This is a genomic window from Streptomyces pilosus, from assembly GCF_014649835.1.
GTDB lineage: Bacteria > Actinomycetota > Actinomycetes > Streptomycetales > Streptomycetaceae > Streptomyces > Streptomyces pilosus.
Genome location: NZ_BMTU01000002.1, coordinates 327,171 through 352,377 on the forward strand (window position 1 = coordinate 327,171; position 25,207 = coordinate 352,377).

A 25,207-nucleotide genomic window follows, 5' to 3' on the forward strand; every position below is an offset into this window, starting at 1 on the left:
CTCCGCCGGGGAGCGTCAACTCACCCGCCGCGAAGCCCCGTTACCGCTTCTGCAAGGATGCGGTACGTCATGGTGCAGATATCGAACCCGCCCGCGCCCGCGACCCCGGCACCGACGCGCTCCGTACCCACGAGCGCCGATGTGGCCCGCCTGGCCGGCGTCTCGCGCGCGACCGTCTCCTACGTCCTGAACAACGCCGGCGCCGTGCGGATCAGCGAGCCCACCCGACGCAGGGTCCGCGAGGCCGCGAGGGAACTCGGCTACGTGCCGCACGCCGCGGCCCGCAGCCTGCGCGCCGGGCACAGCCGCATGGTCCTGATGCCGGCGCCCGCCTTCCCGGTGGGCCCGCTCTACAGCCAGTTCATCAACGATCTCCAGGCCGCCCTCGGCCGCCTCGACTACACGGTCGTGCAGTACGGCACCGTCGGCCTGCACGACGACGAGGCCGCCCGGGCCTGGGCGGAGCTGCGGCCGGTGGCCGTGCTGGTCCCCGGCTCGGGTCTCGGCCCGCGCGGTGTCGAGGTGCTCAAGCGCTCGGGGGCGCGGGCCGTCGTCACGCTCGGCCCCGAGCCGGTGGAAGGGGCGCACGCCCTGCTCATGGACCACGACGTGGTCGGCCACAGCGCCGGCGCGCACCTGTTCGACCGGGGGCGCCGCCGGATCGGCGTGGTCGTCCCGCGCGAGCCCGGCCTGGAGGCGTTCTCCGCGCCCCGGCTGGCCGGCGTGCGCGCCGCCCTGAGCGGGACCGGCGCGACGGTCACCGAGCTGCCGCTGGCCCACGACGAGGGAGCCGCCGCCCGGCTCGCCGGCCGCTGGCGCGCTCTCGGCCTCGACGCCGTGTTCACCTACAACGACGAGTACGCGATGCTGCTGATGCGCGCGCTCCAGGACGAGGGTGTGCGCATCCCCGAGGAGACGGCCGTGCTCGGCGCCGACAACCTGATGCTCGGCAGGCTGCTGCGGCCCCGGCTGAGCACCGTCCACCTCGACCTGCCCACCGGCCGCGAACTGGCCGACCTGGTCGACCGCGCGGTGCGCGACCCGGCCGCGGCACCCGAGGCGCACAAGGTGCTCGGGGCGTCGGTCGTGCGGCGCGAGTCCAGCTGACCCCGCCGCGCCGCGGCGTCAGGCGCTCGCGTCGGGCGCCTGACCCTGCTGCGCCTGCTGCTCGGCGATCTGCTTGCGCACGTCGTCCATGTCCAGCTTGCGCGCCTGCCCGATCACGTCCGTCAGCGCCGCCTCCGGCAGCGCACCCGGCTGGGCGAACACGGCCACCTGGTCACGCACGATCATCAGCGTGGGGATCGACTGGATGCCGAAGGCCGCGGCCAGCTCCGGCTGCGCCTCCGTGTCCACCTTGCCGAAGACCAGGTCGGGGTTCTCCTCCGCCGCCTTCTCGTACACGGGGGCGAACTGCCGGCAGGGACCGCACCAGGCCGCCCAGAAGTCGATCAGCACGAACTCGTTGTCCGTGACCATCTGGTCGAAGTTCTCCTTGGTGAGCTCCACGGTGCTGCTCATGGCGTGTTCCCTCTTCCTGGTGTGGGGGGCGGGGTTCGGCACAACACGGCCGGCCGGTCGCGTATTCCGCGCCCCTACCCATGTGGTCACGGAGCACACCGCCCACCAGACTGACGTCATGACGGAAACGCAACCGACGCAACCGGAATCAGCCGCCTACGACGTCGTGGTGCTCGGGGCCGGGCCCGTGGGCGAGAACGTCGCCGACCGGACCCGGGCCGCCGGACTCACCACCGCGGTCGTGGAGGGCGAACTGGTCGGCGGCGAGTGCTCCTACTGGGCGTGCTCGCCCAGCAAGGCACTGCTCCGCCCGGTCATCACCCGTGCCGACGCCCGCCGCACCCCCGGTCTGAAACAGGCGGTCCAGGGGCCCCTGGACACCGCCGCCGTCCTCGCCCACCGGGACGCGTACGCGTCCCACTGGAAGGACGACGGCCAGGTCCAGTGGCTGGACGGCACCGGAGCGGACCTGTACCGGGGCCACGGACGGCTCACCGGCCCGCGCACCCTCACCGTCACCGGACCTGACGGCGGGGAACGCGTCCTGACCGCCCGGCACGCCGTCGCCGTCTGCACCGGCAGCCGCGCCAAGCTGCCCGACCTGCCCGGACTCGCCGAGGTCAGGCCCTGGACCAGCCGGGAGGCCACCAGCGCCCGGTCGGTTCCCGGCCGGCTGGTCGTGGTCGGCGGCGGCGTCGTCGCCACCGAGATGGCCTGCGCCTGGCAGGCGCTCGGCTCCCGGGTCACCCTCCTCGTCCGCGGCGGAGGGCTGCTGGACCGCATGGAGCCCTTCGCCGGGGAGCTGGTCGCCGAAGCGCTCACGGAGGCCGGCGCCGAGATCCGCACCGGCACCTCCGTGAAGTCGGTGACCCGGGAGAACGGCACCGTCCACGTCGTCACCGACGGCGGTGACCGGATCGAGGCCGACGAGATCCTCTTCGCCACCGGCCGCGCCCCGCGCACCGACGACATCGGCCTGGAGACGATCGGCCTGGAGCCGGGCTCCTGGCTCACCGTCGACGACACCCTCCGCGTCACCGGCCACGACTGGCTGTACGCCGTCGGCGACGCCAATCACCGTGCCCTCCTCACCCACCAGGGCAAGTACCAGGCCAGGATCGCCGGCGCCGCCATCGCCTGCCGGGCGGCGGGCGAACCGGTGCGCGCGGACGAGTGGGGCGCGCACGCCGCCACCGCCGACCACGCCGCCGTGCCCCAGGTGGTCTTCACCGACCCCGAGGCGGCCGCCGTCGGCCTCTCCCTGGCCGAGGCGGAACGGGCGGGCCACCGCGTCCGCGCCGTCGACGTGGACCTCTCCTCCGTCGCCGGCGCGAGCCTGTACGTCGACGGCTACAAGGGCCGCGCCCGCATGGTCGTCGACCTCGAGGAGGAGATCCTGCGCGGCCTCACCCTCGTCGGCCCGGGCGTCGGCGAACTCATCCACGCGGCGACCGTCGCGGTGGCCGCCCGGGTCCCGGTCGACCGGCTGTGGCACGCGGTCCCGTCGTACCCGACGATCAGCGAGGTGTGGCTGCGTCTGCTGGAGGCGTACCGGGACGCGTGAACGGGCCGGCGCCGGCCGGTGCGCCGCCGGGGTCCACCGGCCCCGGCGGCCGTCCCTGCGGCAGGCCGAAGCCCAGGACCCGTGCCGCCCGCTCCGGCGTGGGCTGCGCCCAGTGCTCCGCCGCGGCCTGATGGGTGGACAATGAGCGCGGTTCGGCCCGGTCCAGGTACAGGGTGCCGTCGAGGTGATCGACCTCGTGCTGGACGATCCGGGCCGGCCAGCCGTCGAACGCCTCGTCCAGCGCCCGCCCGTGCTCGTCCTGCCCGGTCAGCCGCACCCGCGCGGCCCGCGCCACGACCGCCTGGTACCCCGGCACGCTCAGACACCCCTCGTAGAAGGCGGCCAGCCCGGCGCCCACCGGCTCGTACGCCGGATTGACCAGCACCCGGAACGGCTGCGGAACCCGCCCGCGCACCAGCCGCACCTCCTCCGGAACGGGCGCGGGATCCTCGATCACCGCGATCCGCAGCGCCACCCCGACCTGCGGCGCGGCCAGCCCGACTCCCGGTGCCGCGCGCATGGTGACGCGCAGCGCCTCCACGAACCGGGCCAGCAGGGCGGGCCCCAACTGGCCGTCGTACGGCTCGGTCCCGCCCCGCAGCACCGGATCACCGGCCGCGACGATGGGCAACGGCCCCTCCACGGCGAGCAGTTGCTCGATCCTCTCGGCCAGGGGTGCGCGATTGTCCGGAATTTCCATACCGTCAGGATCGCACGCCCGCTGCCCGTGTCGCAGGTCACATCTCCTTCCCGGGAACTCGGCGGCCCGCCGCCCCGACTACTGCACCGCCATGCCCTCTCCGACGTCCCCGGGAGAACCCCACCGATGACCACCGCTCCCACGGCCACCACGGACGAAGCTGCTCAACCTCCCGCTCCCGCACCCGCGAAGAGCGCGTGGGCCACCCTGCGCCCTCTCGTCCTGCGTCTGCACTTCTACGCGGGCGTGGTGGTGGCGCCCTTCCTCCTCGTCGCCGCCCTCACCGGCCTGCTCTACGCCGCCTCCTTCCAGGCCGAGAAGATCGTCTACGACCACGAGCTGACCGTCCCCGCGGGCGACCGCGAACTGCCCCTGTCCGAACAGGTCGCCGCCGCCCGTGAGGCCCACCCCGGCGGCACGATCGCCGCCGTGCGTCCCGCACCCGAGGCGGACGCCACCACCAGGGTGATGCTGTCCGGCATACCGGGGGTGGACCCCGGCCACACCCTGGCCGTGTTCGTCGACCCCTACACGGCGGAGGTGCGCGGCGAGCTGGAACAGTACGGCTCCACGGGCGCGTTGCCCCTGCGCACCTGGATCGACGAGTTCCACCGCGATCTCCACCTCGGAGAAACCGGCCGTCTGTACAGCGAGTTCGCGGCCAGCTGGCTGTGGGTGATCGCCGCGGGCGGCCTGGTGCTGTGGTTCTCCCGCCGCCGCGCCCTGCGCACGGTGCGCGGCACCGGCGGACGGCGCCGCACGCTGGGACTGCACGGCAGCGTGGGCGCCTGGGCCGCGATCGGCTTCCTCCTCCTCTCGGCGACCGGACTCACCTGGTCCACCTACGCCGGCGCGAACATCGGCGAACTGCGTGCCTCCCTCGGCCAGGAGACCCCGTCGGTGTCCGCCGCGGGCGGCGGCGAACACGCGGGCCACGGACCGGCCGGCGGTCCCGCGGGCGACGCGGCGCACGGAGTGGGCCTGGACAAGGTGCTCACGGCGGCACGGGCCGAGGGCCTGGGCGATCCGGTGGAGATCGTGCCGCCCGCCGACGAGACCTCCGCGTACGTCGTGAAGCAAATCCAGCGCAGCTGGCCCGTGAAGCAGGACGCGGTCGCCGTCGACCCCGCCACCGGCGAGGTCACCGACGTCCTGCGGTTCGCCGACCACCCCGTCCTCGCCAAACTGACCCGCTGGGGCATCGACCTGCACACCGGCACCCTGTTCGGCCTGCCCAACCAGATCGTGCTCATGGCGCTCGCCGCGGCCCTGATCCTGCTGATCCTGTGGGGCTACCGCATGTGGTGGCAGCGCGGCCGGGGCTCGGCCTTCGGCCGCCCGATCCCGCGGGGGGCCTGGCAGCAGGTGCCGCCCCACGTCCTCGTCCCCCTGCTGGCGCTGATCGCCGTCCTCGGCTACTTCGTCCCCCTGCTCGGCATTCCCCTCGCGGTGTTCCTCGCCGTCGACATCCTCCTCGGGGAGATCGCCCACCGGCGCGGGCGGCGGACGTATTCGGGCGGCCCGGCGGTGCGGTGACGGCGGCGGTGCGCCGCCGGACCCTCGTGCGGACGGCCCGGCTCCCGCACCGGGAGCCGGGCCGTCCGCCGGCGGGCTACTCCTCGTCGAACTCGCCGCCCAGCGCGGCGGCTATGCGCAGATGCGGCCGGGCCTCGTCGTCGCGTCCCTGCCGCTGGAGGGTGCGCCCGAGCATCAGCCGGGCGTAGTGCTCCACCGGGTCGCGTTCCACGATCACCTTCAGCTCGGCCTCCGCGCGGCGCAGTTGGGCCGAGTGGTAGTAGGCGCGCGCCAGCAGGAGGCGCGGCCCGGTCTGCTCCGGCACCTCCTCGACCAGGGAGTCCAGGACGCGCGCGGCGGCGGCGTAGTCCTTGGCGTCGAAGAACATCCCGGCGCGCTCCCAGCGCTCGGCCGGCGTTCCGTGGTCGTAGTACATGGTGTCCACTCGTGGCCTCCTTCGAGCGCGACAACGGCCCCGGACACCGCGGTATTCCGCTATCCCGCGCTGCCGGCCGCGGCGGCCAGTTCCGCGTCGGCCCGCTCCCTGACCAGGGCGAGCACGCGCCCGGCGGCGGCCAGGTCCGCCGCCGGGATGCCCGCGTAGATCCTCCCGGAGGCCGCCCCCGTCTCGGCGGAGATGCTCTCCTGCGTCCGCCGGCCGGCGTCCGTGACACGGACCGAGGACGGCTGCCCCGCCGCCAGCAGCCCCGCGTCGATCAGGGCGTCGACGACGGCGGCGGCGTCCGCCCCGGTGACCTTGAGCGAGCCGGCGAGGTGCCCGGCCAGCTCCGCCCGGCCGAGCGGACGGCCGGACGCGACGGCGAACCGCAGCGCGACGGACTGCGGGAAGGTGACGCCGTGCCGCGCCAGCACGCCCTCCAGGACCGCCCGGCTCGCGTAATGGGCCAGGCCGATGGCGCGGCCGTCGACCGTGGGTGAGGTGGTGGTCATGACTGCTCCGTCTCGTGGGTGCCGGTGTCCGGCGGAAGGGCGAGCGGTGTGTCGAGCAGGGTCGTCAGGTCGTCCGTGAACGCGCGAGTACGCGGGCCTTCCAGGCCGCCGAGGGGCTCCAGCAGTTGCCGCAACAGCCCTTGAACGGTCTCGATCGCCCGACCGGTGACCTCCACCCCCCGCGGGGTGAGCGCCAGTTGCACGGCGCGCGGGTCGCGCGGATCGCGGGTGCGCTCCAGCAGACCGGCGCTCTCCAGGGACCGGGCGAGCTTCGACACGTACAGCGCTTCGAGCCCGGTGCGGTCGGCGAGCCGGCGCTGGCTGGGCCGTTCCCCCGAGCGCCGCATTCCGTACAGGGTCGCGACGACGGAGTACTGCGCGTGCGTCAGCCCCAGGGGCGACACCGCCCGGTCGACCGCCACACGCCATTTCATCGACAGCCGCCACACCAGGAACCCGGGCGTCGCGCCCTCGTACACCGCATTCATGACAGATACGGTACATGGCTATGGTGGCCATGGCTACTGTTCGGGCTTCCGCGCTCCGCCCGGCACTTCTGGACTGGAAGTCCAGACACTGGACGTTCCGTCCAGCTAGGGTGTGCGGTGAGGAAACGGGAGGTGCTCATGGACGCCGGACAGGCCCGGGAGGCCGAGCGGGACGCGATCCTCGCCGCGACGGTGCCCGTCGTCGACGGGATCGCGGCGACGTTCGGACCGCTGTGCGAGGTGGTGCTGCACGACTACCGCCGCCCGGAGGAATCGGTGGTCGCCGTGGCCGGGTCGGTGACCGGGCGGACGGTGGGCGGGGCGATGAGCGAGATCGGCATGCGGATGCTCGCCCGCGGCGACGAGGCGGCCGACGAGCTCAACTACCTCACCGCGACCGGCGACGGCACCCTCGTCAAGTCCTCCACGATGGTGCTGCGGGACTCCACGGGAGCGGTGTTCGGCGCCCTGTGCGTCAATGTCGACGTCACCGCCGTGGGACAGGCGCACGCGCTGCTCGGCGCGCTCGCCGGCCCGGGCGCCGCTCCGGCCGGACCGCCGACGACCACCTTCGGCGACGACCTCGACTCCGTCGTCGGAGCCATCGTCGACGACCACCTGCCGCGACGGCACCGCGGCTGGGCCCAGCTCGACCGCGAGGAGCGCCTGCGGCTGTTCCGGAGCCTCGACGCGCGCGGTGTCTTCGCCGTGCGGCGCGCGGTCGAGCAGGTCGCCGCCCGGCTCGGCATCTCCCGCGCCTCGGCGTACAGCTACCTCTCCCAGTCCAGGACGACCGCCGACCCGACCGACACCGGAGGCCCCACGTGACGACCACCACCCCGCCGATCACCCTCGACGACGTCCGCTCCGCCGCCGCCCGCCTGAAGGGCGTCGCCCACCGCACCCCCGTCCTGCGCTCCCGCACACTGGACGCGCTCGTCGGCGCCGAGGTGCACCTGAAGTGCGAGAACTTCCAGCGCGTCGGCGCGTTCAAGTTCCGCGGCGCCTACAACGCGGCCTCCCGGCTCGCCCCCGGACAGCTGTCGCGGGGCATCGCGGCCTACTCCTCCGGGAACCACGCGCAGGCCGTCGCCCTGGCCGCCCGGGAGCTCGGCACCACCGCCGTGATCGTCATGCCCGAGGACGCCCCGCCCTCGAAGCGCGCGGCCGCAGAGGGGTACGGCGCCGAGATCGTCACCTACGACCGGTACACCGGCGACCGGGTCGCCGTCGCCGAGACCCTCGCCGCCGAGCGGGGACTCGCCCTCGTCCCGCCCTACGAGCACCCGCACGTGATGGCGGGGCAGGGCACGGCGGCCCTCGAACTCGTCGAGGAGACGGGCGAGCTGGACGCCCTGCTCGCACCGGTCGGCGGCGGCGGACTGATCGCCGGAAGCGCCACCGCGGTCAAGGGCCTCCATCCCGCCACCCGGGTCATCGGAGTCGAACCCGAGGCCGGCGACGACACCAGGAGGTCCCTGGAGGCGGGCCGGCGCGTCAGCATCCCGGTACCGCGCACCATCGCCGACGGCCAGGCGCTGCACACCCCGGGCGAGCTGACCTTCTCCGTCAACTTGCGCCTCCTCGCCGGGATCGTGCTGGTCGGCGACGACGAGATCAGGGACGCGATGCGGTTCGCCTTCGAGCGCCTGAAGATCGTCCTGGAGCCCAGCGGCGCCACGCCCCTCGCCGCGCTGCTCACCGGCCGCGCCGGTCCGCTCCCGCCCCGGGTCGGCGTGATCCTCTCCGGGGGCAACGTCGACGCCGAGCGGTTCGCCCGGCTCTGCGGGACGGGCGGCTGACCTGCCCGCACGGACGGCATTCACCCGAATGGCGGCGCCGGGTGGACGGACGGACGATGAGGGGGTGGGGGAAGCGGAAGGGAGCAGGGGCATGCTCGAGATCAAGATGCTGGAGAAGCCCGACGAGCGACGCGACTTCCCGAGGGGCCATCTCGAAGCCGTCCACATGTCGGGACTCGACTTCGCCGTGGCCACCTTCGAGCCGGGGTGGCGCTGGTCGCAGTCCGTCGGACCCATCGCCGGGACGGAGAGCTGCCAGATCCACCACAACGGGTGCGTGGTCCAGGGCCGCATGCGCATCCGGATGGACGACGGAGCCGAGGGCGAGGTCGGGCCGGGCGACGTCTTCGTCTGCTCGCCGGGACACGACGCGTGGGTCATCGGGGACGAGCCGGTCGTGGTGTACGACTTCGCCGGCGCCATGGCACAGGAGTACGCGAAGACCGACCGGCGCGTCACGCGCTAGCGGAACCCGCCCGGCGACGTATCCGTCCCGAGTACCCGAGCGCGAGCGCGGAGTGACCAGCGAGCGCCGCACGAGGGGCGACGGGAGGTTCACACCGGCAGCAGCCGGCCCACCAGGGCGTCGAGCCGGCGTACGGTGCGGCACTCGTACATCTCCACCAGCTCCGCGTACGCGGGGGCCGCGGAGTCGCCCGTGCCCCAGCGGGAGCGCTGTTCGGGATTCAGCCAGTGGACCCGGCGGGCGCGCCGGGACAGGATGCGCAGAGCCGGCAGGTTCGGGTCCGCCGAGTTGGTGCGGGCGTCGCCGAGGACGAAGACCGTCGTGCGCGAGCCCACCGCATCGGCGTACCGCTCGGTGAACTCGCCCAGCGCCGTGCCGTAGTCGCTGCCGCCGTGCCAGCCGGTGAGGGCAGCCTCCGCCCGGATGCGCGCACCCAGGCCCTCCGGGTCGGCGGCACCGTGCTCCAGCAGTCCGGTGACCTCGCCGATCCGGTTGACGAAGGCGAACACCCGGACCTTGGAGAACTCGTCGTGCAGCGCCTGTACGAGCAGCATCGTGAAGTCGGAGAACCCGGACACCGAGCCCGACACGTCGCACAGCAGCACCAGTTCGGGTCGGGCGGGCCGGCGCCGGCGCAGCACGGGCCGCATCGGCACCCCGCCCGTCGACAGCGAACCGCGCAGTGTCCGGCGCAGGTCGACACTGCCGCGCGCGGCCCTGCGGCGTCGGGCCGCCAGCCGGGTCGCCAGCTTCCTGGCCAGGGGCCGCACCGTCCGGCGCAGTTCGGCCAGCCGGTCCTTCCCGGCGAACAGGAAGTCGACCCGGTCGGCGGTGGGGGCCACCGCGCGCCGGGCGACCTCCTCCCGACCGCGCCGTTCCGCCACCCGGCGCCGCGCCTCCGCCGCCACCGCCCGCCGGAATGTCTCGATGCGCCGCCGGATCTCGTCCTCCAGCAGCCGGTCGGTGAACCCCGCCGCCCCGTCCCGCCCCCGTACCTCGTCCCGCACCCGGGCCAGCAGCGTCTGCGGACGCAGCCGGTCCAGCGTTTGGTACGACGACCAGCCGTCCGACCCCGGTGAACTCCCGTACCCGCCGAAACCGTCGACCGCCTCCACCGCCAGCCGGCGCAGCAGAGCGGTGTCGTCGTCGGCGAGGGCGGCCGCCAGCCGCTCGCGCAGGCGGTCCCGGTCGGCCGGCCCGCCGTCGGGCCCACCGACCCCGCACGGGAAGTACAGGTCGAAGACCGCGTCGAACACCGGACGCTGGGCGATGCCGTGCAGCAGGGTCGCCGCCAGGCCCTCCCGGAGCAGCTCCCGGTCGGCGAGCCCCAGGGCCTCCACCGCCCGGGCCGCGTCCACGGTCTCGCCGGTGCCGACGCGCAGGCCGTGGGCGCGCAGGGCGCCGGCCAGGCCGGTCAGCCGGGCGGCGAGATCCCGGTCCGCGACGCCGTTCACAGGGCGTCCAGGTCGAGTCCGGCCGCCGCCTTCTCGATGTCGCCCCGGTGCTTGAGAATCACACCCAGGGTGTCGCGTACGACCGTCTCGTCCAGGGTGCCGGCGCCCAGCGCCAGCAGGGTGCGGGCCCAGTCGACGGTCTCCGCCACCGATGGCGCCTTGCGCAGGTCCATCGCCCTAAGCGCGCCCACCACCCGGACGACGGACTCGGCCAGCGCCGTGCCGATGTCCGGAACCCTCAGCCGCACGATCCGCCGCTCCAGTTCCGCGTCGGGGAAGCCGATGTGCAGGAACAGGCAACGGCGGCGCAGCGCCTCGGACAGCTCCCGGGTCGCGTTCGAGGTGAGGACCACGAACGGCCGACGGGTCGCGGTGACGGTGCCCAGCTCCGGAACGGTCACCTGGAAGTCGCTCAGCACCTCGAGGAGCAGCCCCTCGACCTCGACGTCCGCCTTGTCGGTCTCGTCGATCAGCAGCACCTTGGCGTCGTCGCCGCGGATCGCGGTGAGCAGCGGCCGGGGCAGCAGGAACTCCTCGCCGAAGATGTCGGTGCGCGCCTCGTCCCACGTCTCGTCCTTGCCCGCGCTGATCCGCAGCAGCTGCTTGGCGTGGTTCCACTCGTACAGCGCGCGTGACTCGTCCACGCCCTCGTAGCACTGGAGCCGGACCAGCCGGGCCCCGGCGACCCGGGCGACGGCCTTGGCCAGCTCGGTCTTGCCGACCCCTGCGGGCCCCTCCACCAGCAGCGGCTTGCCGAGCCGGTCGGCGAGGAAGACGGTCGTGGCGACCGCGGGCGACGCCAGGTACCCGGTCTCGGCGAGGCGCGCGGAGACGTCGTCGACAGAAGTGAACAACAGGATCCTCCGGCGGTGCGCGGGAACGACGGTCCGGGCACCCAGGGGTGCCCGGACCTATCCAAGCGCTTGCTCACCCACCTGTCACGCGGTCGGGACCACCGCTCCGGCGGGCGACGGCGACCACCGCCCCCTCACGCGGCCGGCGCCACCGCCCGCACCGCCGGGACGCGCAGCACACGCCGGGCCGTGGCCAGACTCGTCCCGAGCGTCACCGCCGCACCGGTCGACGCCACCGCCGCCCACACGCCGAACACCTGTCCCGGCAGCACCTCGTCACCGCGGACCACGGCGAACGGCACGATCCCGGCCAGCGCCGCCAGCGTGCCGAAGAGCACCCCGACGACCGTCAGGACCAGAGCCTCGGTGCCCACCACGCGCAGCACCTGCCCGGGCGTCGCCCCGGCGAGGCGCTGCTGCCCGAACTCCCGGACGCGGTAGGTGGTCGCCGCGTAGAGCGCGTTCACCAGCATCACGCAGACGAAGACCACGATGATGCCGACCACGGTGAAGTTGAGCGTCTCGAGGTTCTTGGCGTCCACCGACTTCACCAGCCCCGACGCCGCGACCGCGTCGCTCTCCACCGCCTGCATGGTGAGCGTCGCGGTGGACACCGCCGTGAACAGGATGAGCGACATCAGGATCCCGGCGAGGTCCCCGGCCCGCTGCCGCAGGTTCCGCACCGCCAGCCACCCGCTCGCCCCGCCCGGTACCGGACCGTCCAGCACGCCCTTCAGCAGGCGCGGTGCCCGCGCGGCCAGCCCCACCGACAGCAGGATCGCCCCGTACGCCGCGGGCGCCATCAGCATTTCGTCCGTCCCCGACAGGGCGAACGTGGAGCACACCGACACCGCACCGCACACCAGCGCTGCCCAGGCGAGGAACGACCGCGCCCCGCCGTGCCGCCGCCGCCCCCGGGTCACCCTGCGCACCGCGAGGAACGCCGCGCCCGCGGACGCGGCCAGCGTGACACCGAAGCCGGACAGCAGGCCGACGACGCCGAAGGCGTGGTCCACGGACCGGGCCACCTGCCCGCTGTCGCGGAACACCTCCAGCAGCAGCCGCCCGCCGGCCCCCGCCGCCGGGACCGCGAGTGCCGCGCCCGCCAGGGACACGACCACCGCCTCGCCCACGACCATCCACCTCAGCTGCGCCGGGGTCGCCCCCGAACAGCGCAGCAGCTCCAGCTCCGCGGAGCGCTGCCGCACGTTCACCGTCAGCGTCGAGGCGACGGCGAAGAACACCAGCAGCGTGCCGTACCCACCGACCACGCCGGCCGACATGCGGAGGGTCTCGGAGCTGACCGTGTCCACGCCCGGCCGCCCGGCGGTGTCGTGCAGGGACTGGAACGTCATCACGATCGCCGCGCCCAGGAAGGCGGACAGCAGCGTCGCGAGGAACCGTCCGGGGCGCCGCCGGACCGACCGCAGAGCCAGTACGAACACGGCTCACACCCCCGCCGTCACGATGTCGCCCAGGTGCGCCAGCCGCTCGGCCACCGCGTCCGCCGTCGGCGCGTCCAGCCGGCCCGCCAGCCGGCCGTCCGCCAGGAACAGCACACTGTCGGCCCAGGAGGCGGCGACCGGGTCGTGCGTCACCATCACCACGGTCCGCCCGTGCACCCGCACCGCCTGCTGGAGCAGCGTCAGCACCTCCCGCGCGCTGCGCGTGTCGAGCGCACCGGTCGGCTCGTCGGCGAAGATCACCCTCGGTTCGGTGACCAGCGCCCGCGCGATGGCGACCCGCTGCCGCTGCCCGCCGGACAACTGGTCGGGCCGGTGCCCGAGCCGGTCGCCCAGACCGACGGCGGTGAGGATCTCCCGGACCCGCTTCCGGTCGACGCGCCGGCCGGCCAGCCTCAGCGGCAGCACCGTGTTCTGCGCGACGGTGAGCGTCTCCAGCAGGTTGTACTGCTGGAACACGAACCCGATCCGCCCGCGCCGGAACTTCGTCAGCTCCGTCTCGCTCCCGCCCGTCAGCTCGGTGCCGTCGACCCGGACGATCCCGCTGTCCGGCCGGTCCAGTCCCGCCGCGCACTGCAGCAGCGTCGACTTGCCCGAACCGGACGGTCCCATCACCGCGGTGAACGTGCCCCGCTCCAGACCGAGCGTCACCCCGTCCAGGGCCGTCACGGAACTGTCCGCCGTCCCGTAGGACTTGGTCACCTTGACCAGACGCAGTGCCTCGGGGGCGGGCCCCGGGTCGTGGTCGCGTCGTGTTCCCGTGCGCACCATGTCATCGCCTCCTCCGGCACGCCCTGTGCCATGCCGACGACGCTACGGAGGAGACGGCCGCGCCACATTGGGCGCAGAACCCGTATCGGGGGGTGTGCCCAGGGACACCCCCCGCAGGGGGCTCACCCGACCAGCACGACCTCCAGCGTGCGCGGGCCGTGCACGCCCTCCACCCGGTCGAGTTCGATGTCGCTGGTCGCCGACGGGCCGGAGATCCAGGTGAGCGGGCGGGCCGCGTCGAGGCGTTCGAGGGCCTGGGGGACGGAGGAGACGACCTGGTCCGGGACACGGACCACGCAGATGTGGTGGTCGGGGACGAGGGTGATGCGGCGCCGGCCCTGGTCGGGGGAGCCGTCCAGCACGATCGTGCCGGTCTCGGCGATGGCGACCGCGCAGGCGGTGACCACGCTGTCGACCCGATCGAGTTCGTGGGGCGTGCTCACCGCCCGGTCGTGAACACGGGTGGGATCGGCGGCCGACATCCATTCCGGCGGGAGACCGGGCGGCACGAGCACGGACTGTGAGCCGCGCTCGGCAAGCAGCCGCATGATGAGGTACGGCAGCTCCTCGGAGTCCGTACGATGCACGACCGCCCGGTAGTCGGCCAGGTTCTCCGCGAGGAGGTCCACCGTCTCCTCGACGGTGCGCTCACCGTGCTCGCGCAGATAGCCGCGGGGGACCGCCCGCTCGTACGGGGTGTCGTCCACCGGCGCGTCGGCGAGGGCACGTCGCACCCGGCCCAGGATCCTCTCCCTGCTGCTCACTTCGCCGCTCCCTTCCCGCTCCGCGTACGCTGCCACCAGTCCCGGAACGGCTCCGCCGGCACCGGGGGCAGATCCCGGGTGCCGCTCCACGCCCGGCCGGGGCCCGGCAGGGTGCGCGGATGGAGCCGGCGGGTGCGTGAGGCGAGGCGCTGGCCGGTGCGCAGGGCTCCGGGGCAGGTGAACGCCCAGCGGGCGGCGCGCATCGCGGCACGCTCGGCGGCGTGCCCCTTGGCCGGCTTGAGCACCACCTTGTTGCCGCCCCGGGTCACCTCCCCGCCCTGGGCCACCCGTTCCCGCAGGTGCACCAGCACCTCGGGGATGTCGATGGCGACCGGGCACACCTCGTAGCAGGCCCCGCACAGCGAGGACGCGAACGGCAGGGAGGCGTCGACCTCGCTCCCGGTGCCCCGCAGCTGAGGGCTGAGGATGGCGCCGATCGGCCCCGGGTAGACCGAGCCGTAGGCGTGGCCGCCGGCCCGCTCGTACACCGGGCACACGTTCAGGCAGGCCGAGCAGCGGATGCAGCGCAGCGCCTGCCTGCCCACCTCGTCGGCGATCGTGTCGGTGCGGCCGTTGTCCAGCAGGACCAGGTGGAAGCTGCGCGGGCCGTCCCCGTCCGTGGTGCCGGTCCACGTCGAGGTGTACGGGTTCATCCGCTCGGCGGTCGAGGAGCGCGGCAGGGTCTGCAGGAACACCTCCAGGTCCCGCCAGGTCGGCACGACCTTCTCGATGCCGACGACCGAGATCAGCGTCTCGGGCAGGGTCAGGCACATCCGCCCGTTGCCCTCGGACTCCACCACCACCAGGGTGCCGGTCTCGGCGACCATGAAGTTGGCGCCGGAGATCCCGACCCTGGCGCGCAGGAACTTCTCCCGCAAATGCTGCCGCGCCGCCTCGGCGAGTTCGGCGGGCGTGTCCGTCAGCCCCTCCGGGGCGGGGCGGCCCCACTCGCCCATCTCGCGGGCGAACATCTCCCGGATCTCCCCGCGGTTGCGGTGGATCGCCGGCACCAGGATGTGCGAGGGCCGGTCCTTGCCCAACTGCACGATCAGCTCGGCCAGGTCGGTCTCGTAGGCGGCGATGCCCTCCGCCGCCAGGGCCTCGTTGAGGCCGATCTCCTGCGTGGCCATCGACTTGACCTTGACGACCTCCGACTCGCCGGTCGCCTTCACCAGTCCGGCGACGATCCGGTTGGCCTCGTCGGCGTCGGCGGCCCAGTGCACGGTGCCGCCCGCCGCCGTCACCGACTCCTCCAACTGCTCCAGGTAACGGTCGAGGTGACGGAGCGTGTGGTCCTTGATCCGCTTGCCGGCCTCGCGCAGCTCCGCCCAGTCGGACACCTCGGCGACCGCGGCGGCGCGCTTGGCCCGGATGGTGTGCGTGGCGTGCCGCAGATTGCCGCGCAGGGTGGTGTCGCGCACGGCGTCCCGCGCGGCCACCGGAAACGCCGGCATCCCGAGATACGTCCCGCTCATACGGCCGGTTCCTCCTCCGTGCTCGCCAGGATCTCCGCGATGTGCACCGGCCGCATGCCGGTCCGCAGCCTGGTCATCGTTCCGCCGATGTGCATCAGGCACGAGTTGTCCGCCGCGCACAGCACCTCGGCGCCCGTCGATTCGGCGTTGCGCACCTTGTCGGTGCCCATCGCCGCCGAGACGTCGGAGTTCTTCAGGGCGAAGGTGCCGCCGAACCCGCAGCACTCCTCGGCGCCGGGCAGCTCGGCCAGCTCCAGGCCCTTCACCGCCCGCAGCAGCCTCAGGGGCCGTTCGCCGAGCCCCAGCCCCCGCAGCCCGTGACACGTGGGGTGGTAGGTCACCGTGTGCGGGTAGTACGCCCCCACGTCCGTCACCCCCAGCACGTCCACCAGGAACTCCGTGAGTTCGTACGTCTTCGGCACCACCGGCGCCAGCGTCGCCGCGAGGGTGTCCCCGCGGCCCTCCGCCCGGGCCCGCTCACCCATCCGCGGATACAGCTCCCGCACCATCGCCCCGCACGACCCGGACGGCGTCACGACCGCCTCGTAGTCCCTGAAGACGTCGGAGAAATGCCGGGCGAGCGGTTCGGCCTCATGACGGTAGCCCGAGTTGTAGTGCGCCTGGCCGCAACAGGTCTGCGCCATCGGGAAGTCCACGTCGACGCCCAGCCTGGTCAGGAGTCTCACCACGGCGCGCCCGGTGTCCGGATACAGCGTGTCGTTGACACAGGTCAGGAACAGTGCGACACGCATCGCGGCTCCTAGGGATCGATCATCGGGTGGATGCAGGGTAGTGGGGGAGCGGGGCCCGGGGGAGACCGTGTCAGCCCCGGGCGAGCCGGGCCTGCGCCGCCTGCCACCGCTGCGTGCCGCCGCGCGGTTCGTACCGCGTCAGCAGTTGCGTGCGGGTGAGCAGCCGCCGCATCCCGGCCAGGTCGCCGACCAGGCCGTGGGCACGGGCCTGCACCAGCACGTTGCCCAGCGCCGCCGCCTCCGTCGGGCCGGACACCACCGGCAGCCCGCAGGCGTCGGAGGTCAGCTGGCACAGCAGGGCGTTGCGGCTGCCGCCGCCCACGATGTGCACGACGTCGGCCGGCTGCCCGGCGAGCCGCTGCGCGTCGGTGACCGCCTTGCGGTGGGCCAGGGCCAGCGAGTCGAGGATGCACCGGGTGATCTCGGCGGGCGTGGCCGGCGCGGGCTGTCCCGAGGCCCGGCAGGCCTCGGCGATCCGCTCCGGCATCCGCCCGGGCGCGAGGAACGCCGTGTCCCCGGCGTCCACCACCGACCGCAGCGCGGGCACCTTGCCCGCGTCGAGGAGCAACGCGCCCAGGTCCGGCTGCCCCCAGGCCCGCAGGCACTCCTGGAGCAGCCACAGGCCCATGATGTTGCGCAGGTAGCGGACCGTGCCGTCCAGGCCCAGCTCGTTGGTGAAGTTGGCGGCCCGGCTCTCCTCGGTGAGCACCGGCGCCTCCAGCTCCAGGCCGGCCAGCGACCAGGTGCCGGTGCAGATGTACGCGAACCGCTCGCCGCCCGCCGGTACGGCGGCCACCGCCGACGCGGTGTCGTGCGAACCGACCGCCGTCACCGGGACCGGCCCGGCCAGCCCGGTCTCCTCCAGCACCTCGGGCCGCAGCACCCCGGCCGCGTCCCCCGGCCGGCGCAGCGGCGCGAACAGCGAGAGGTCGATGCCGAGGCGCTCCGCGAGGCCGTGCGCCCAGTCGCGGGTGCGCGGGTCGACCAGCTGGGTGGTCGAGGCGTTGGTCAGCTCCGTGCCCTGCTCGCCGGTCAGCCAGTACGTCAGCAGGTCGGGAATCAGCAGCAACCGCGCGGCCCGCTCGAGTTGCGCCGAGTCACGGGCCGCCGTCAGCTGGTACAGCGTGTTGAACGGCGCGTACTGCAGACCGGTCGTCGCGTACAGCTCCTCGGCGGGCACCTTCGCCCACACCCTCTCCGCGATCCCGTCGGTGCGGCCGTCGCGGTAGTGCACCGGGTTGCCGAGCAGCGCCCCGTCCGCGTCCAGCAGCCCGTAGTCCACCGCCCAGCTGTCGATGCCGACGGAATCCACCGCGCCGGCCCCCTTCAGCCCGTCCAGCACACCGGCGTACAGCCCCAGGACGTCCCAGCGCAGGCCCTCGGGCACGCGCACCGGCCGGTTGGGGAAGCGGTGGACCTCGGCCAGCTCCAGGCTGTCGGGGCCGACGCGGCCGACCATGACACGCCCGCTGGACGCGCCGAGGTCGACCGCGGCGTAGGACCTCACGGCGCTCATCGCAGGAACGCGGCGGCGACGCCGGCGTCGACCGGGACGTGCAGTCCGGTGGTGTGGGTGAGGTCGCCCCCGGTCAGCGCGAACACGGCGTTCGCCACGTGCTCGGGCAGCACCTCGCGCTTCAGCAGCGTCCGCTGGGCGTAGAACTCGCCCAGCTTCTCCTCCGGCACCCCGTACACGGCGGCGCGCTCGGCGCCCCAGCCGCCCGCGAAGATCCCGGAGCCGCGCACCACGCCGTCCGGGTTGACGCCGTTGACCCGGATGCCGTGCGCACCCAGCTCGGCGGCGAGCAGGCGCACCTGGTGCGCCTGGTCGGCCTTGGCGGCGGAGTAGGCGATGTTGTCGGGGCCGGCGAACACCGCGTTCTTCGAGGCGATGTAGACGATGTCGCCGCCCAGTCCCTGCGCGGTCATCACCCGGGCCGCCTCGCGCGAGACGAGGAAGGAACCGCGGGCCATGATGTCGTGCTGGAGGTCCCAGTCCCCGGCGGACGTCTCGAGGAGCGGCTTGGAGATCGAGATGCCGGCGTTGTTCACCACCAGGTCGACCCCGCCGAAGGCGAGCACGGCGGCCTGGAAGGCGTCCGCGATCTGCTCCTCGGACGTCACGTCGACGGTCACGGCGACGGCCTTGTCGGAGCCGCCCAGCTCCTCGGCGACCCGTGCGGCGTTCTCCCCGTCGAGGTCGGCCACGACGACGCACGCGCCCTCGGCCACCAGCCGCTGGGCGATCGCCCTGCCGATCCCGCTGCCGGCGCCGGTGACGAGCGCGACCCGCGTCGCGAGCGGCTTCGGCCCGGGCATCCGCTGGAGCTTGGCCTCCTCCAGCGCCCAGTACTCGATGCGGAACTTCTCCGACTCCTCGATCGGCGCGTACGTGGAGACCGCCTCGGCCCCGCGCATCACGTTGATCGCGTTGATGTAGAACTCGCCGGCCACGCGAGCGGTCTGCTTGTCCTTGCCGAAGCTGAACATGCCCACGCCCGGCACCAGCACGATCGCCGGGTCGGCCCCGCGCATAGCGGGGGAGCCGGGCTCCGCGTGCCGCGCGTAGTAGGCGGCGTACTCCTCGCGGTAGGCCGCGTGCAGCTCCTTCAGCCGGGCGACCGCCTCGGCCGGCGGGGCGGACGGCGGCAGGTCGAGGACGAGCGGCCGGACCTTGGTGCGCAGGAAGTGGTCGGGGCAGGAGGTGCCCAGGGCGGCCAGCCGCGGGTGCTCGGCACGGGCCAGGAAGTCCAGGACGGCGTCGGAGTCGTCGAAGTGCCCGACCTGCGGCCGGTCCTGCGAGGCGACGGCACGGACGTACGGCGCGAGGGCGGCGGCCCGCTCCCGCCGTTCCTCCCCGGACAGCGCCTCGTACCCCTCGATCACCGGGCCGAACGGCTCCGGCCGGCCGCGCTCGGCGAGGAACGCCTCGGCGGTGCGGATGATGTGCAGCGAGTTGCGCTCGCACTCCTCGGAGGTGTCGCCCCACGCGGTGATGCCGTGCCCGCCGAGCACACACCCGATGGCCTGCGGGTTGGCCTCCTTCACGGCGGCGATGTCCAGCCCGAGCCGGAAACCGGGCCGCCGCCAGGGCACCCACACCACGGTGTCGCCGAAACACTGCGCGGTCAGCTGCTCCCCGTCGGCCGCGCAGGCGAGCGCGATCCCGGAGTCGGGGTGAAGGTGGTCCACGTGCGCGGCGTCGACCAGCCCGTGCATCGCGGTGTCGATCGACGGGGCCGCACCGCCCTTGCCGTGCAGGCAGTAGTCGAACGCGGCGACCATCTCGTCCTCGCGTTCGACGCCCGGGTAGACGTCGGTGAGCGCCCGCAGCCGGTCCAGCCGCAGCGCGGCCAGCCCCGCCCCGGTCAGCGTCCCGAGGTCGCCCCCGGACCCCTTGACCCACATCAGCTCGACGTCGCCCCCGGTGACGGGGTCGGTGTCGGTGCCCTTGGCGGAGGTGTTGCCGCCGGCGTAGTTGGTGTTACGGGGATCGGCGCCGAGCCGGTGCGATCGAGCGAGGAGGGCGGCGACTTCGGTGTTGGTCGTCATGAACTTCGGTTCCTTCTCGGGAGGGAGTGGGTGAAGAAGGGGCGCGGGGAACTGCGCGATCAACCACGACCGATCCGCAGCCCGCGATGAACAGAACCCGGCAGACGCCTACGCCCCCCAGCCGGCCTGCTCCCCGCCGACCCGCTCGGCAACGATCTTCTCCGCCCACCCGGACCGCCGGTAGGCGGCCATGGGCTCGGGGTCCAGCCCCATCTCCTCCCGCACCTCACGCAGCAGCGGACGCACGTCCGTGTTGTACGCGTCCATCAGCACGGCGTTGGCCTCGAGCACATCCCCGGCCCGCTGGGCATCGTCCAGCGCCGCCCGGTCGACCAGCAGCGCCTTGGCCGTGGCCTCCTGGACGTTCATGACGGAACGGATGATCGCCGGGATCTTCGCCTCGACGTTGTGGCACTGGTCGAGCATGAACGCCACCCCGGGGGTGAACCCGCCCCCGCGGATCACCTCGTACATGATCCGGAACAGCTGGAACGGGTCGGCGGCGCCGACCATCAGGTCGTCGTCGGCGTAGAACCGCGAGTTGAAGTCGAACCCGCCGAGCTTCCCCTCCCGCAGCAGCGTCGCCACGATGAACTCGATGTTGGTCCCCGGGGCGTGGTGACCGGTGTCGACGACCACCTGCGCCCGCTCGCCCAGCTTCAGGCAGTGCGCGTAGGCGGTGCCCCAGTCCGGCACGTCCGTCGTGTAGAACGCCGGCTCGAAGAGCTTGTACTCCAGCAGCATCCGCTGGTCGTCCCCGAGCCGCTCGTACACCTCGGCGAGCCCTTCGGCGAGCCGGTCCTGTCGCGCCCGGATGTCGTCCTGGCCGGGGTAGTTCGTCCCGTCGGCGAACCACAGCTTCAGGTCCTTGGAGCCGGTCGCGTCCATGATGTCGACGCACTCCAGCAGGTGGTCGACGGCCTTCCTGCGCACCGCCGGGTCCGGGGCGCAGATGCTGCCCAGCCTGTAGGCGTCGTCCTGGAAGGTGTTGGAGTTGATCGCTCCGAGCCGCACCCCGCGGTCCTCGGCGTGCCGGGCCAGCGCCGCGTAGTCCTCGACCTCGTCCCACGGGATGTGCAGCGCCACGGTCGGCGCGACACCCGTGAACGCGTGCACCCGGGCGGCGTCGTCCAGCTTCTCCCGCGGGGTGCGGGGGACGCCCTGTTGCGCGAACACCTTGAACCGGGTCCCCGAGTTCCCGTACGCCCAGGACGGCGTCTCCACGGCCTGTGTCTTGAGAGCGGCTTTCACCGCGGCGAGCTCGGTCACGTCGGGGCTCCTGTGACATCGGGTCGTGACGACCACTGAATGAAACGATTCAGAACGGGAAGCTAGGGGTCTCCCGAAAGGGTGTCAACCCCTTCGGTGGAGACCGTCCTCCGTGGCCAGGCCGCAAACCGAAGGTGTCGAAAGTTTTTCGACCGGGACCCATTGACGTGACATGTGTCGCGCGCCTAACGTCCCGGCAATCCAGTTGAAACCTTTCACGACGTCGCGAGGGCCTCCCACCGGCGTCGTCGAGGAGCCCTCATGACCCACCCGTCCGACACGGGTCCGGCCCCGGTTCTCGCGCTGAAGGACATCTCCAAGTCCTTCGGCGCGGTCCGCGCACTGCGGGACGTCTCCCTGGAGCTGTTCCCCGGGGAGGTGCACGCCCTCGCCGGCGAGAACGGAGCCGGCAAGTCGACCCTCATCAAGACGCTCGCCGGGGTGCACCGGCCGGACACCGGCCAGGTGCTGCTCGACGGCGCCCCCGTCGTCTTCCACGGCCCCGGTGACGCCCGCGACGCCGGCATCGCCGTGATCTACCAGGAGCCCACGCTCTTCCCCGACCTGTCGATCGCCGAGAACATCTTCATGGGCCGGCAGCCCCGGCGGGCGCTCGGCCGGATCGACCACCGGGCCACCCACGAGGCGACCGCCGCCCTGATGAAGCGGCTCGGCGTCGGGCTCGACCCGGACCGCCCGGCACGCGGTCTGTCCATCGCCGACCAGCAGATCGTCGAGATCGCCAAGGCGCTCTCCTTCGACGCCCGGGTCCTCGTCATGGACGAGCCCACCGCCGCCCTCACCGGCAGCGAGGTCGCCCGCCTCTTCGGCGTCGTGCGCACCCTGCGCGAACAGGGCGCCGCGGTGCTGTTCATCTCCCACCGGCTGGAGGAGATCTTCGAGATCTGCCAGAGGGTCACCACGCTCCGCGACGGCGCCTGGATCTCCAGCGAGCCGCTGGACGGCATGACCGAGGACGACCTGGTCCGCCGCATGGTCGGCCGCGACCTCGAGGAGCTCTACCCCAAGCAGGACGTGACACCGGGCGAGACCGCCCTGAGCGTGCGCCGGCTGACCCGCGAGGGCGTCTTCACCGACATCTCCTTCGACGTGCGGCGCGGCGAGATCGTCGGCCTGGCCGGACTCGTCGGCGCCGGACGCACCGAGGTCGCCCGTGCCGTGTTCGGCATCGACCGCTGGGACGCCGGCGAGGTGGAGGTCGACGGACGCAGGCTCACCAACGGCGCCCCGTCCACGGCCATGGCGGCGGGCCTCGCCCTGGTCCCCGAGGACCGGCGCGCCCAGGGCCTGGTGATGGACATGTCCATCGAGCGCAACATCGGCCTCACCGGGCTCCGTACGACGGTGCGGGCCGGCCTGATGGACCGCGGCGCCGAACGCAGCCGCTCCCTCGACTGGGCCGTCAGGCTCCAGGTCAAGTACGCCAGGATCGCCGACACGGTGAACACCCTGTCCGGCGGCAACCAGCAGAAGGTCGTCCTCGCCAAGTGGCTCGCCACCGGGCCGAAGGTGCTGATCGTCGACGAGCCCACGCGCGGCATCGACGTCGGCACCAAGGCCGAGGTGCACCGGCTGCTGTCGCAGCTCGCCGCCGACGGCGTCGCCGTCCTGATGATCTCCTCCGACCTGCCCGAGATCCTCGGCATGGCCGACCGCGTGCTGGTGATGCACGAGGGCCGGCTCGCCGCCGAGATCCCCCGCACCGACGCCACCGAGGAAACCGTGATGGCCGCAGCCACGGGGAGGGCCGCCGCATGACGGTCGCCGCTCCCGGAGAAGCCCCCGTCGCCGAGGTGCCGGAGGCCGGCGCCACACGGCTGGTGGACCGCGTCTTCAAGATGCGCGAACTCGCCATCCTCGCCGTCTTCCTGGTCATGATCGCCGTCACCCAGGCCGGCAACAGCGAGTTCCTGTCCGAGCAGGGCATCAAGGACCTGCTGCTGAACGCGACCATCCTGGTCCTGGTCGCCACCGGCCAGTCCCTGGTCGTCATCACCCGCAACGTCGACCTGTCCGTCGGCTCCACCCTCGGCATCAGCGCCTTCGCCGCCGGCGTCCACCTCCAGGGCGGCGGTGACCCGGTCGTCGCCGTCGCCCTCGCCGTCCTGCTCGGTCTCGGCTTCGGCCTGCTCAACGGCCTGCTCGTCAGCCTCGGCCAGGTGCCCGCCCTCGTGGTCACCCTCGGCACGCTCTACATCATCCGCGGCATCGACTCCGTCTGGGTCGGCTCCCGTCAGATCACGGCCGCCGATCTCCCCGGCGGGTTCGTCGACTTCGGCTCGGGCGGCGTCTCGGCCGTGCCCTATCTGGCCCTGATCGCGCTCGCGGTGCTCGTGGCGACGGCGTACTACCTCAAGCACTTCGGCAGCGGACGCGAGCTGTACGCGCTCGGCTCCAATCCGGAGGCCGCCCGGCTCGCCGGCATCCCCGTACGCAAGCGGATCCTCGCCGCGTACACCTTCTGCGGCGCCCTCGCCGGCCTCGCGGGCGCCCTGTACCTGGCCCGGTTCGGCAACGTCGACTCCGGCACCGGCAACGGCTACGAACTCACCGTCGTCAGCGCGGTCGTGGTCGGCGGCGTGGTTTTCACCGGCGGCTCCGGCAGCGTCTACGGCGCGGCGCTCGGCGCGCTGCTGCTGACCTCCGTCAACAGCGTGCTGCCCGCCCTCGGGGTCAGCTCCGTGTGGGTGCTCGCCATCAACGGCATCCTGCTCATCCTCGCCATCGCGGTCGACCGGATCGTCGCGCTGCGCGTGGCCTCCGCCCTGAAGAAGAGGAACGCCCGCCATGCCTGAGTCCCTGACGCGCGCCGTCCGCTGGGACACGGTCGTCGGTGCCCTGCTCGTCGTGGTCCTGCTGCTGTCCTTCACCACCGTCGACGGCTTCGGCAACGCGCTCAACCTGTCGTTCCTCATCGGCAACACCCTGCCGATCGCGCTGATCGCCCTGCCCATGACCCTGCTCGTGGTCTCCGGCGAGATCGACCTGTCCGTGGCCTCCACGGCCGGTCTGTCCGGGGCGGTGATGGGCGCCCTGTGGAACCAGGGCATGACCATCGAGACGATCATCCCGGTCTGCCTCGTGATCGGTGTCGTCTGCGGCCTGGTCAACGGCCTGCTCGTGACCCGTCTCGGGCTGCCGTCCCTCGCCGTCACCATCGGTACGCTGGCCGCCTACCGGGGCATCGCGCAGATCGTGCTCGGCTCCGACGCGGTGACCGACTTCCCCACCCCGTACCTGGACTTCGCCGCCGGGCGTATCGGCGACACGTTCGTCCCGTACGCCCTCCTGCCCTTCCTGGTGCTGCTCGCCATCGCCGTCGTCGCCCTGCACGCCACCCCGTTCGGCCGGTCGCTGTTCGCGATCGGCGCGAGCGAGGAGGCGGCCCGGTTCGCCGGCATCCGCGTCAGGCGGCAGAAGCTGATCCTGTTCACCCTGACCGGTCTGATGGCCTCCCTCACCGGCGTCTTCTGGGCGCTGCACTACGCCAGCGCCCGCTACGACAACGCCACCGGCCTCGAACTCTCCGTGGTGGCGGCCGTCCTGCTCGGCGGCATCGACTTCGACGGCGGTAAGGGCACCCTGGGCGGCGCCGTCGCCGGTGTGTTCCTGCTCGGCGCGCTGCAGAACGTGATGAGCCTCCAGGACGTCTCCGCGCAGTCGCAGATCGTCGTCACGGGCGTGCTGCTGGTGCTGTCCGTGCTCGGACCGCGTGTCGTCCGGCAGATCGCCGTAGCGAGGGCCGGACGCCGGGCCGCCGCGTCACCACCGGTCTCCAAGGCCCCCGCTCCCACCCCCTGAACCCTCCTCGCCCTCTAAGGAACC

Annotated in this window: 23 protein-coding genes and 1 pseudogene; 9 read left to right on the plus strand and 15 right to left on the minus strand. The window is 73.2% G+C overall.

Going from position 1 to position 25,207, the window contains the following annotated elements; translation table 11 throughout:
- Positions 1–69: 69 nt before the first annotated feature.
- A complete protein-coding gene (locus tag IE118_RS06390; protein WP_229846689.1) occupies positions 70–1,107 on the plus strand; it encodes a LacI family DNA-binding transcriptional regulator in 1,038 nt (345 codons plus the stop codon).
- An 18-nt stretch (positions 1,108–1,125) separates the two neighbouring features.
- Here the strand turns inward: IE118_RS06390 and trxA are convergent, their stop codons facing one another.
- A complete protein-coding gene (gene trxA, locus IE118_RS06395; protein WP_189556291.1) occupies positions 1,126–1,521 on the minus strand; it encodes a thioredoxin in 396 nt (131 codons plus the stop codon).
- 118 nt (positions 1,522–1,639) lie between these two features.
- Here trxA and IE118_RS06400 point away from each other — a divergent pair, with 118 nt between their 5' ends.
- A complete protein-coding gene (locus tag IE118_RS06400; RefSeq protein WP_189556292.1) occupies positions 1,640–3,085 on the plus strand; it encodes a dihydrolipoyl dehydrogenase family protein in 1,446 nt (481 codons plus the stop codon).
- Between the two features lie 58 nt (positions 3,086–3,143).
- Here the strand turns inward: IE118_RS06400 and IE118_RS06405 are convergent.
- Positions 3,144–3,785: pseudogene (locus tag IE118_RS06405) on the minus strand (peptide deformylase); the annotation flags it as partial.
- A gap of 126 nt (positions 3,786–3,911) precedes the next feature.
- On the opposite strand from IE118_RS06405, the gene IE118_RS06410 reads away from it, so the two are divergent.
- Positions 3,912–5,321 carry a PepSY-associated TM helix domain-containing protein gene (locus IE118_RS06410; RefSeq protein ID WP_189556294.1) on the plus strand — a complete coding sequence of 470 codons (1,410 nt, stop codon included), beginning with the start codon at positions 3,912–3,914 and terminating at the stop codon, positions 5,319–5,321.
- Between the two features lie 76 nt (positions 5,322–5,397).
- Here IE118_RS06410 and IE118_RS06415 read toward each other — a convergent pair whose 3' ends face one another.
- Genes IE118_RS06415 through IE118_RS06425 form a run of 3 tightly spaced genes read right to left on the minus strand, consistent with a single transcriptional unit; the run spans position 5,398 to position 6,739 of the window.
- On the minus strand, positions 5,398–5,745 hold the full coding sequence (locus tag IE118_RS06415; RefSeq protein WP_189556295.1) for a tetratricopeptide repeat protein: 348 nt from the start codon (positions 5,743–5,745) through the stop codon (positions 5,398–5,400).
- A 50-nt stretch (positions 5,746–5,795) separates the two neighbouring features.
- Entirely contained in the window at positions 5,796–6,251 is a 456-nt protein-coding gene (locus IE118_RS06420; protein WP_189556296.1) for a winged helix DNA-binding protein, read from the minus strand.
- A complete protein-coding gene (locus IE118_RS06425; protein WP_189556297.1) occupies positions 6,248–6,739 on the minus strand; it encodes a MarR family winged helix-turn-helix transcriptional regulator in 492 nt (163 codons plus the stop codon). Before IE118_RS06425 ends, IE118_RS06420 begins: the two co-directional genes overlap by 4 nt.
- A 138-nt stretch (positions 6,740–6,877) precedes the next feature.
- On the opposite strand from IE118_RS06425, the gene IE118_RS06430 reads away from it, so the two are divergent.
- The 3 genes from IE118_RS06430 (at position 6,878) to IE118_RS06440 (ending at position 9,007) form a co-directional block, all read left to right on the plus strand.
- Positions 6,878–7,567 carry a helix-turn-helix transcriptional regulator gene (locus tag IE118_RS06430; protein ID WP_189556298.1) on the plus strand — a complete coding sequence of 230 codons (690 nt, stop codon included), beginning with the start codon at positions 6,878–6,880 and terminating at the stop codon, positions 7,565–7,567.
- On the plus strand, positions 7,564–8,541 hold the full coding sequence (locus IE118_RS06435) for a pyridoxal-phosphate dependent enzyme (protein WP_189556299.1): 978 nt from the start codon (positions 7,564–7,566) through the stop codon (positions 8,539–8,541). The genes IE118_RS06430 and IE118_RS06435 overlap by 4 nt, the downstream gene beginning before the upstream one ends.
- Positions 8,542–8,632: 91 nt before the next feature.
- Positions 8,633–9,007, plus strand: coding sequence for a cupin domain-containing protein (locus IE118_RS06440; protein ID WP_189556300.1), 375 nt, complete (start codon positions 8,633–8,635; stop codon positions 9,005–9,007).
- A gap of 89 nt (positions 9,008–9,096) precedes the next feature.
- On the opposite strand, the gene IE118_RS06445 is transcribed toward IE118_RS06440, so the two are convergent.
- The 10 genes from IE118_RS06445 to rhaI all read right to left on the minus strand — a co-directional run bounded on the left by IE118_RS06445 (position 9,097) and on the right by rhaI (position 21,361).
- Entirely contained in the window at positions 9,097–10,461 is a 1,365-nt protein-coding gene (locus tag IE118_RS06445; protein ID WP_189556301.1) for a vWA domain-containing protein, read from the minus strand.
- Entirely contained in the window at positions 10,458–11,315 is an 858-nt protein-coding gene (locus IE118_RS06450; protein ID WP_189556302.1) for an AAA family ATPase, read from the minus strand. Before IE118_RS06450 ends, IE118_RS06445 begins: the two co-directional genes overlap by 4 nt.
- Positions 11,316–11,449: 134 nt before the next feature.
- Positions 11,450–12,760, minus strand: a complete 1,311-nt coding sequence (locus tag IE118_RS06455; protein ID WP_189556303.1) for an FtsX-like permease family protein — start codon at positions 12,758–12,760, stop codon at positions 11,450–11,452.
- A gap of 3 nt (positions 12,761–12,763) precedes the next feature.
- Entirely contained in the window at positions 12,764–13,549 is a 786-nt protein-coding gene (locus IE118_RS06460; protein WP_189556304.1) for an ABC transporter ATP-binding protein, read from the minus strand.
- Between the two features lie 122 nt (positions 13,550–13,671).
- Entirely contained in the window at positions 13,672–14,313 is a 642-nt protein-coding gene (locus IE118_RS06465) for a LutC/YkgG family protein (RefSeq protein WP_189556305.1), read from the minus strand.
- Positions 14,310–15,788 (minus strand): lactate utilization protein B, encoded by a 1,479-nt coding sequence (locus IE118_RS06470; RefSeq protein ID WP_189556306.1) that lies wholly within the window; start codon positions 15,786–15,788, stop codon positions 14,310–14,312. Before IE118_RS06470 ends, IE118_RS06465 begins: the two co-directional genes overlap by 4 nt.
- A complete protein-coding gene (locus IE118_RS06475; protein ID WP_189556307.1) occupies positions 15,785–16,540 on the minus strand; it encodes a (Fe-S)-binding protein in 756 nt (251 codons plus the stop codon). Before IE118_RS06475 ends, IE118_RS06470 begins: the two co-directional genes overlap by 4 nt.
- A 70-nt stretch (positions 16,541–16,610) precedes the next feature.
- The gene (locus IE118_RS06480) at positions 16,611–18,056 is read right to left on the minus strand and encodes a rhamnulokinase (protein WP_189556308.1); all 1,446 of its coding nucleotides are present in this window, start codon (positions 18,054–18,056) and stop codon (positions 16,611–16,613) included.
- Positions 18,053–20,092 (minus strand): bifunctional aldolase/short-chain dehydrogenase, encoded by a 2,040-nt coding sequence (locus tag IE118_RS06485; RefSeq protein ID WP_189556309.1) that lies wholly within the window; start codon positions 20,090–20,092, stop codon positions 18,053–18,055. Before IE118_RS06485 ends, IE118_RS06480 begins: the two co-directional genes overlap by 4 nt.
- Positions 20,093–20,200: 108 nt before the next feature.
- A complete protein-coding gene (gene rhaI, locus IE118_RS06490) occupies positions 20,201–21,361 on the minus strand; it encodes an L-rhamnose isomerase (protein WP_189556310.1) in 1,161 nt (386 codons plus the stop codon).
- A gap of 261 nt (positions 21,362–21,622) precedes the next feature.
- On the opposite strand from rhaI, the gene IE118_RS06495 reads away from it, so the two are divergent.
- The 3 genes from IE118_RS06495 to IE118_RS06505 are packed head-to-tail and all read left to right on the plus strand — an operon-like array spanning position 21,623 to position 25,183.
- Positions 21,623–23,140: a sugar ABC transporter ATP-binding protein gene (locus tag IE118_RS06495; RefSeq protein WP_189556311.1), complete on the plus strand. Its 1,518-nt coding sequence runs from the start codon at positions 21,623–21,625 to the stop codon at positions 23,138–23,140.
- On the plus strand, positions 23,137–24,177 hold the full coding sequence (locus IE118_RS06500; RefSeq protein ID WP_189556312.1) for an ABC transporter permease: 1,041 nt from the start codon (positions 23,137–23,139) through the stop codon (positions 24,175–24,177). The genes IE118_RS06495 and IE118_RS06500 overlap by 4 nt, the downstream gene beginning before the upstream one ends.
- Positions 24,170–25,183: an ABC transporter permease gene (locus IE118_RS06505; protein ID WP_189556313.1), complete on the plus strand. Its 1,014-nt coding sequence runs from the start codon at positions 24,170–24,172 to the stop codon at positions 25,181–25,183. Before IE118_RS06500 ends, IE118_RS06505 begins: the two co-directional genes overlap by 8 nt.
- Positions 25,184–25,207: the final 24 nt, after the last annotated feature.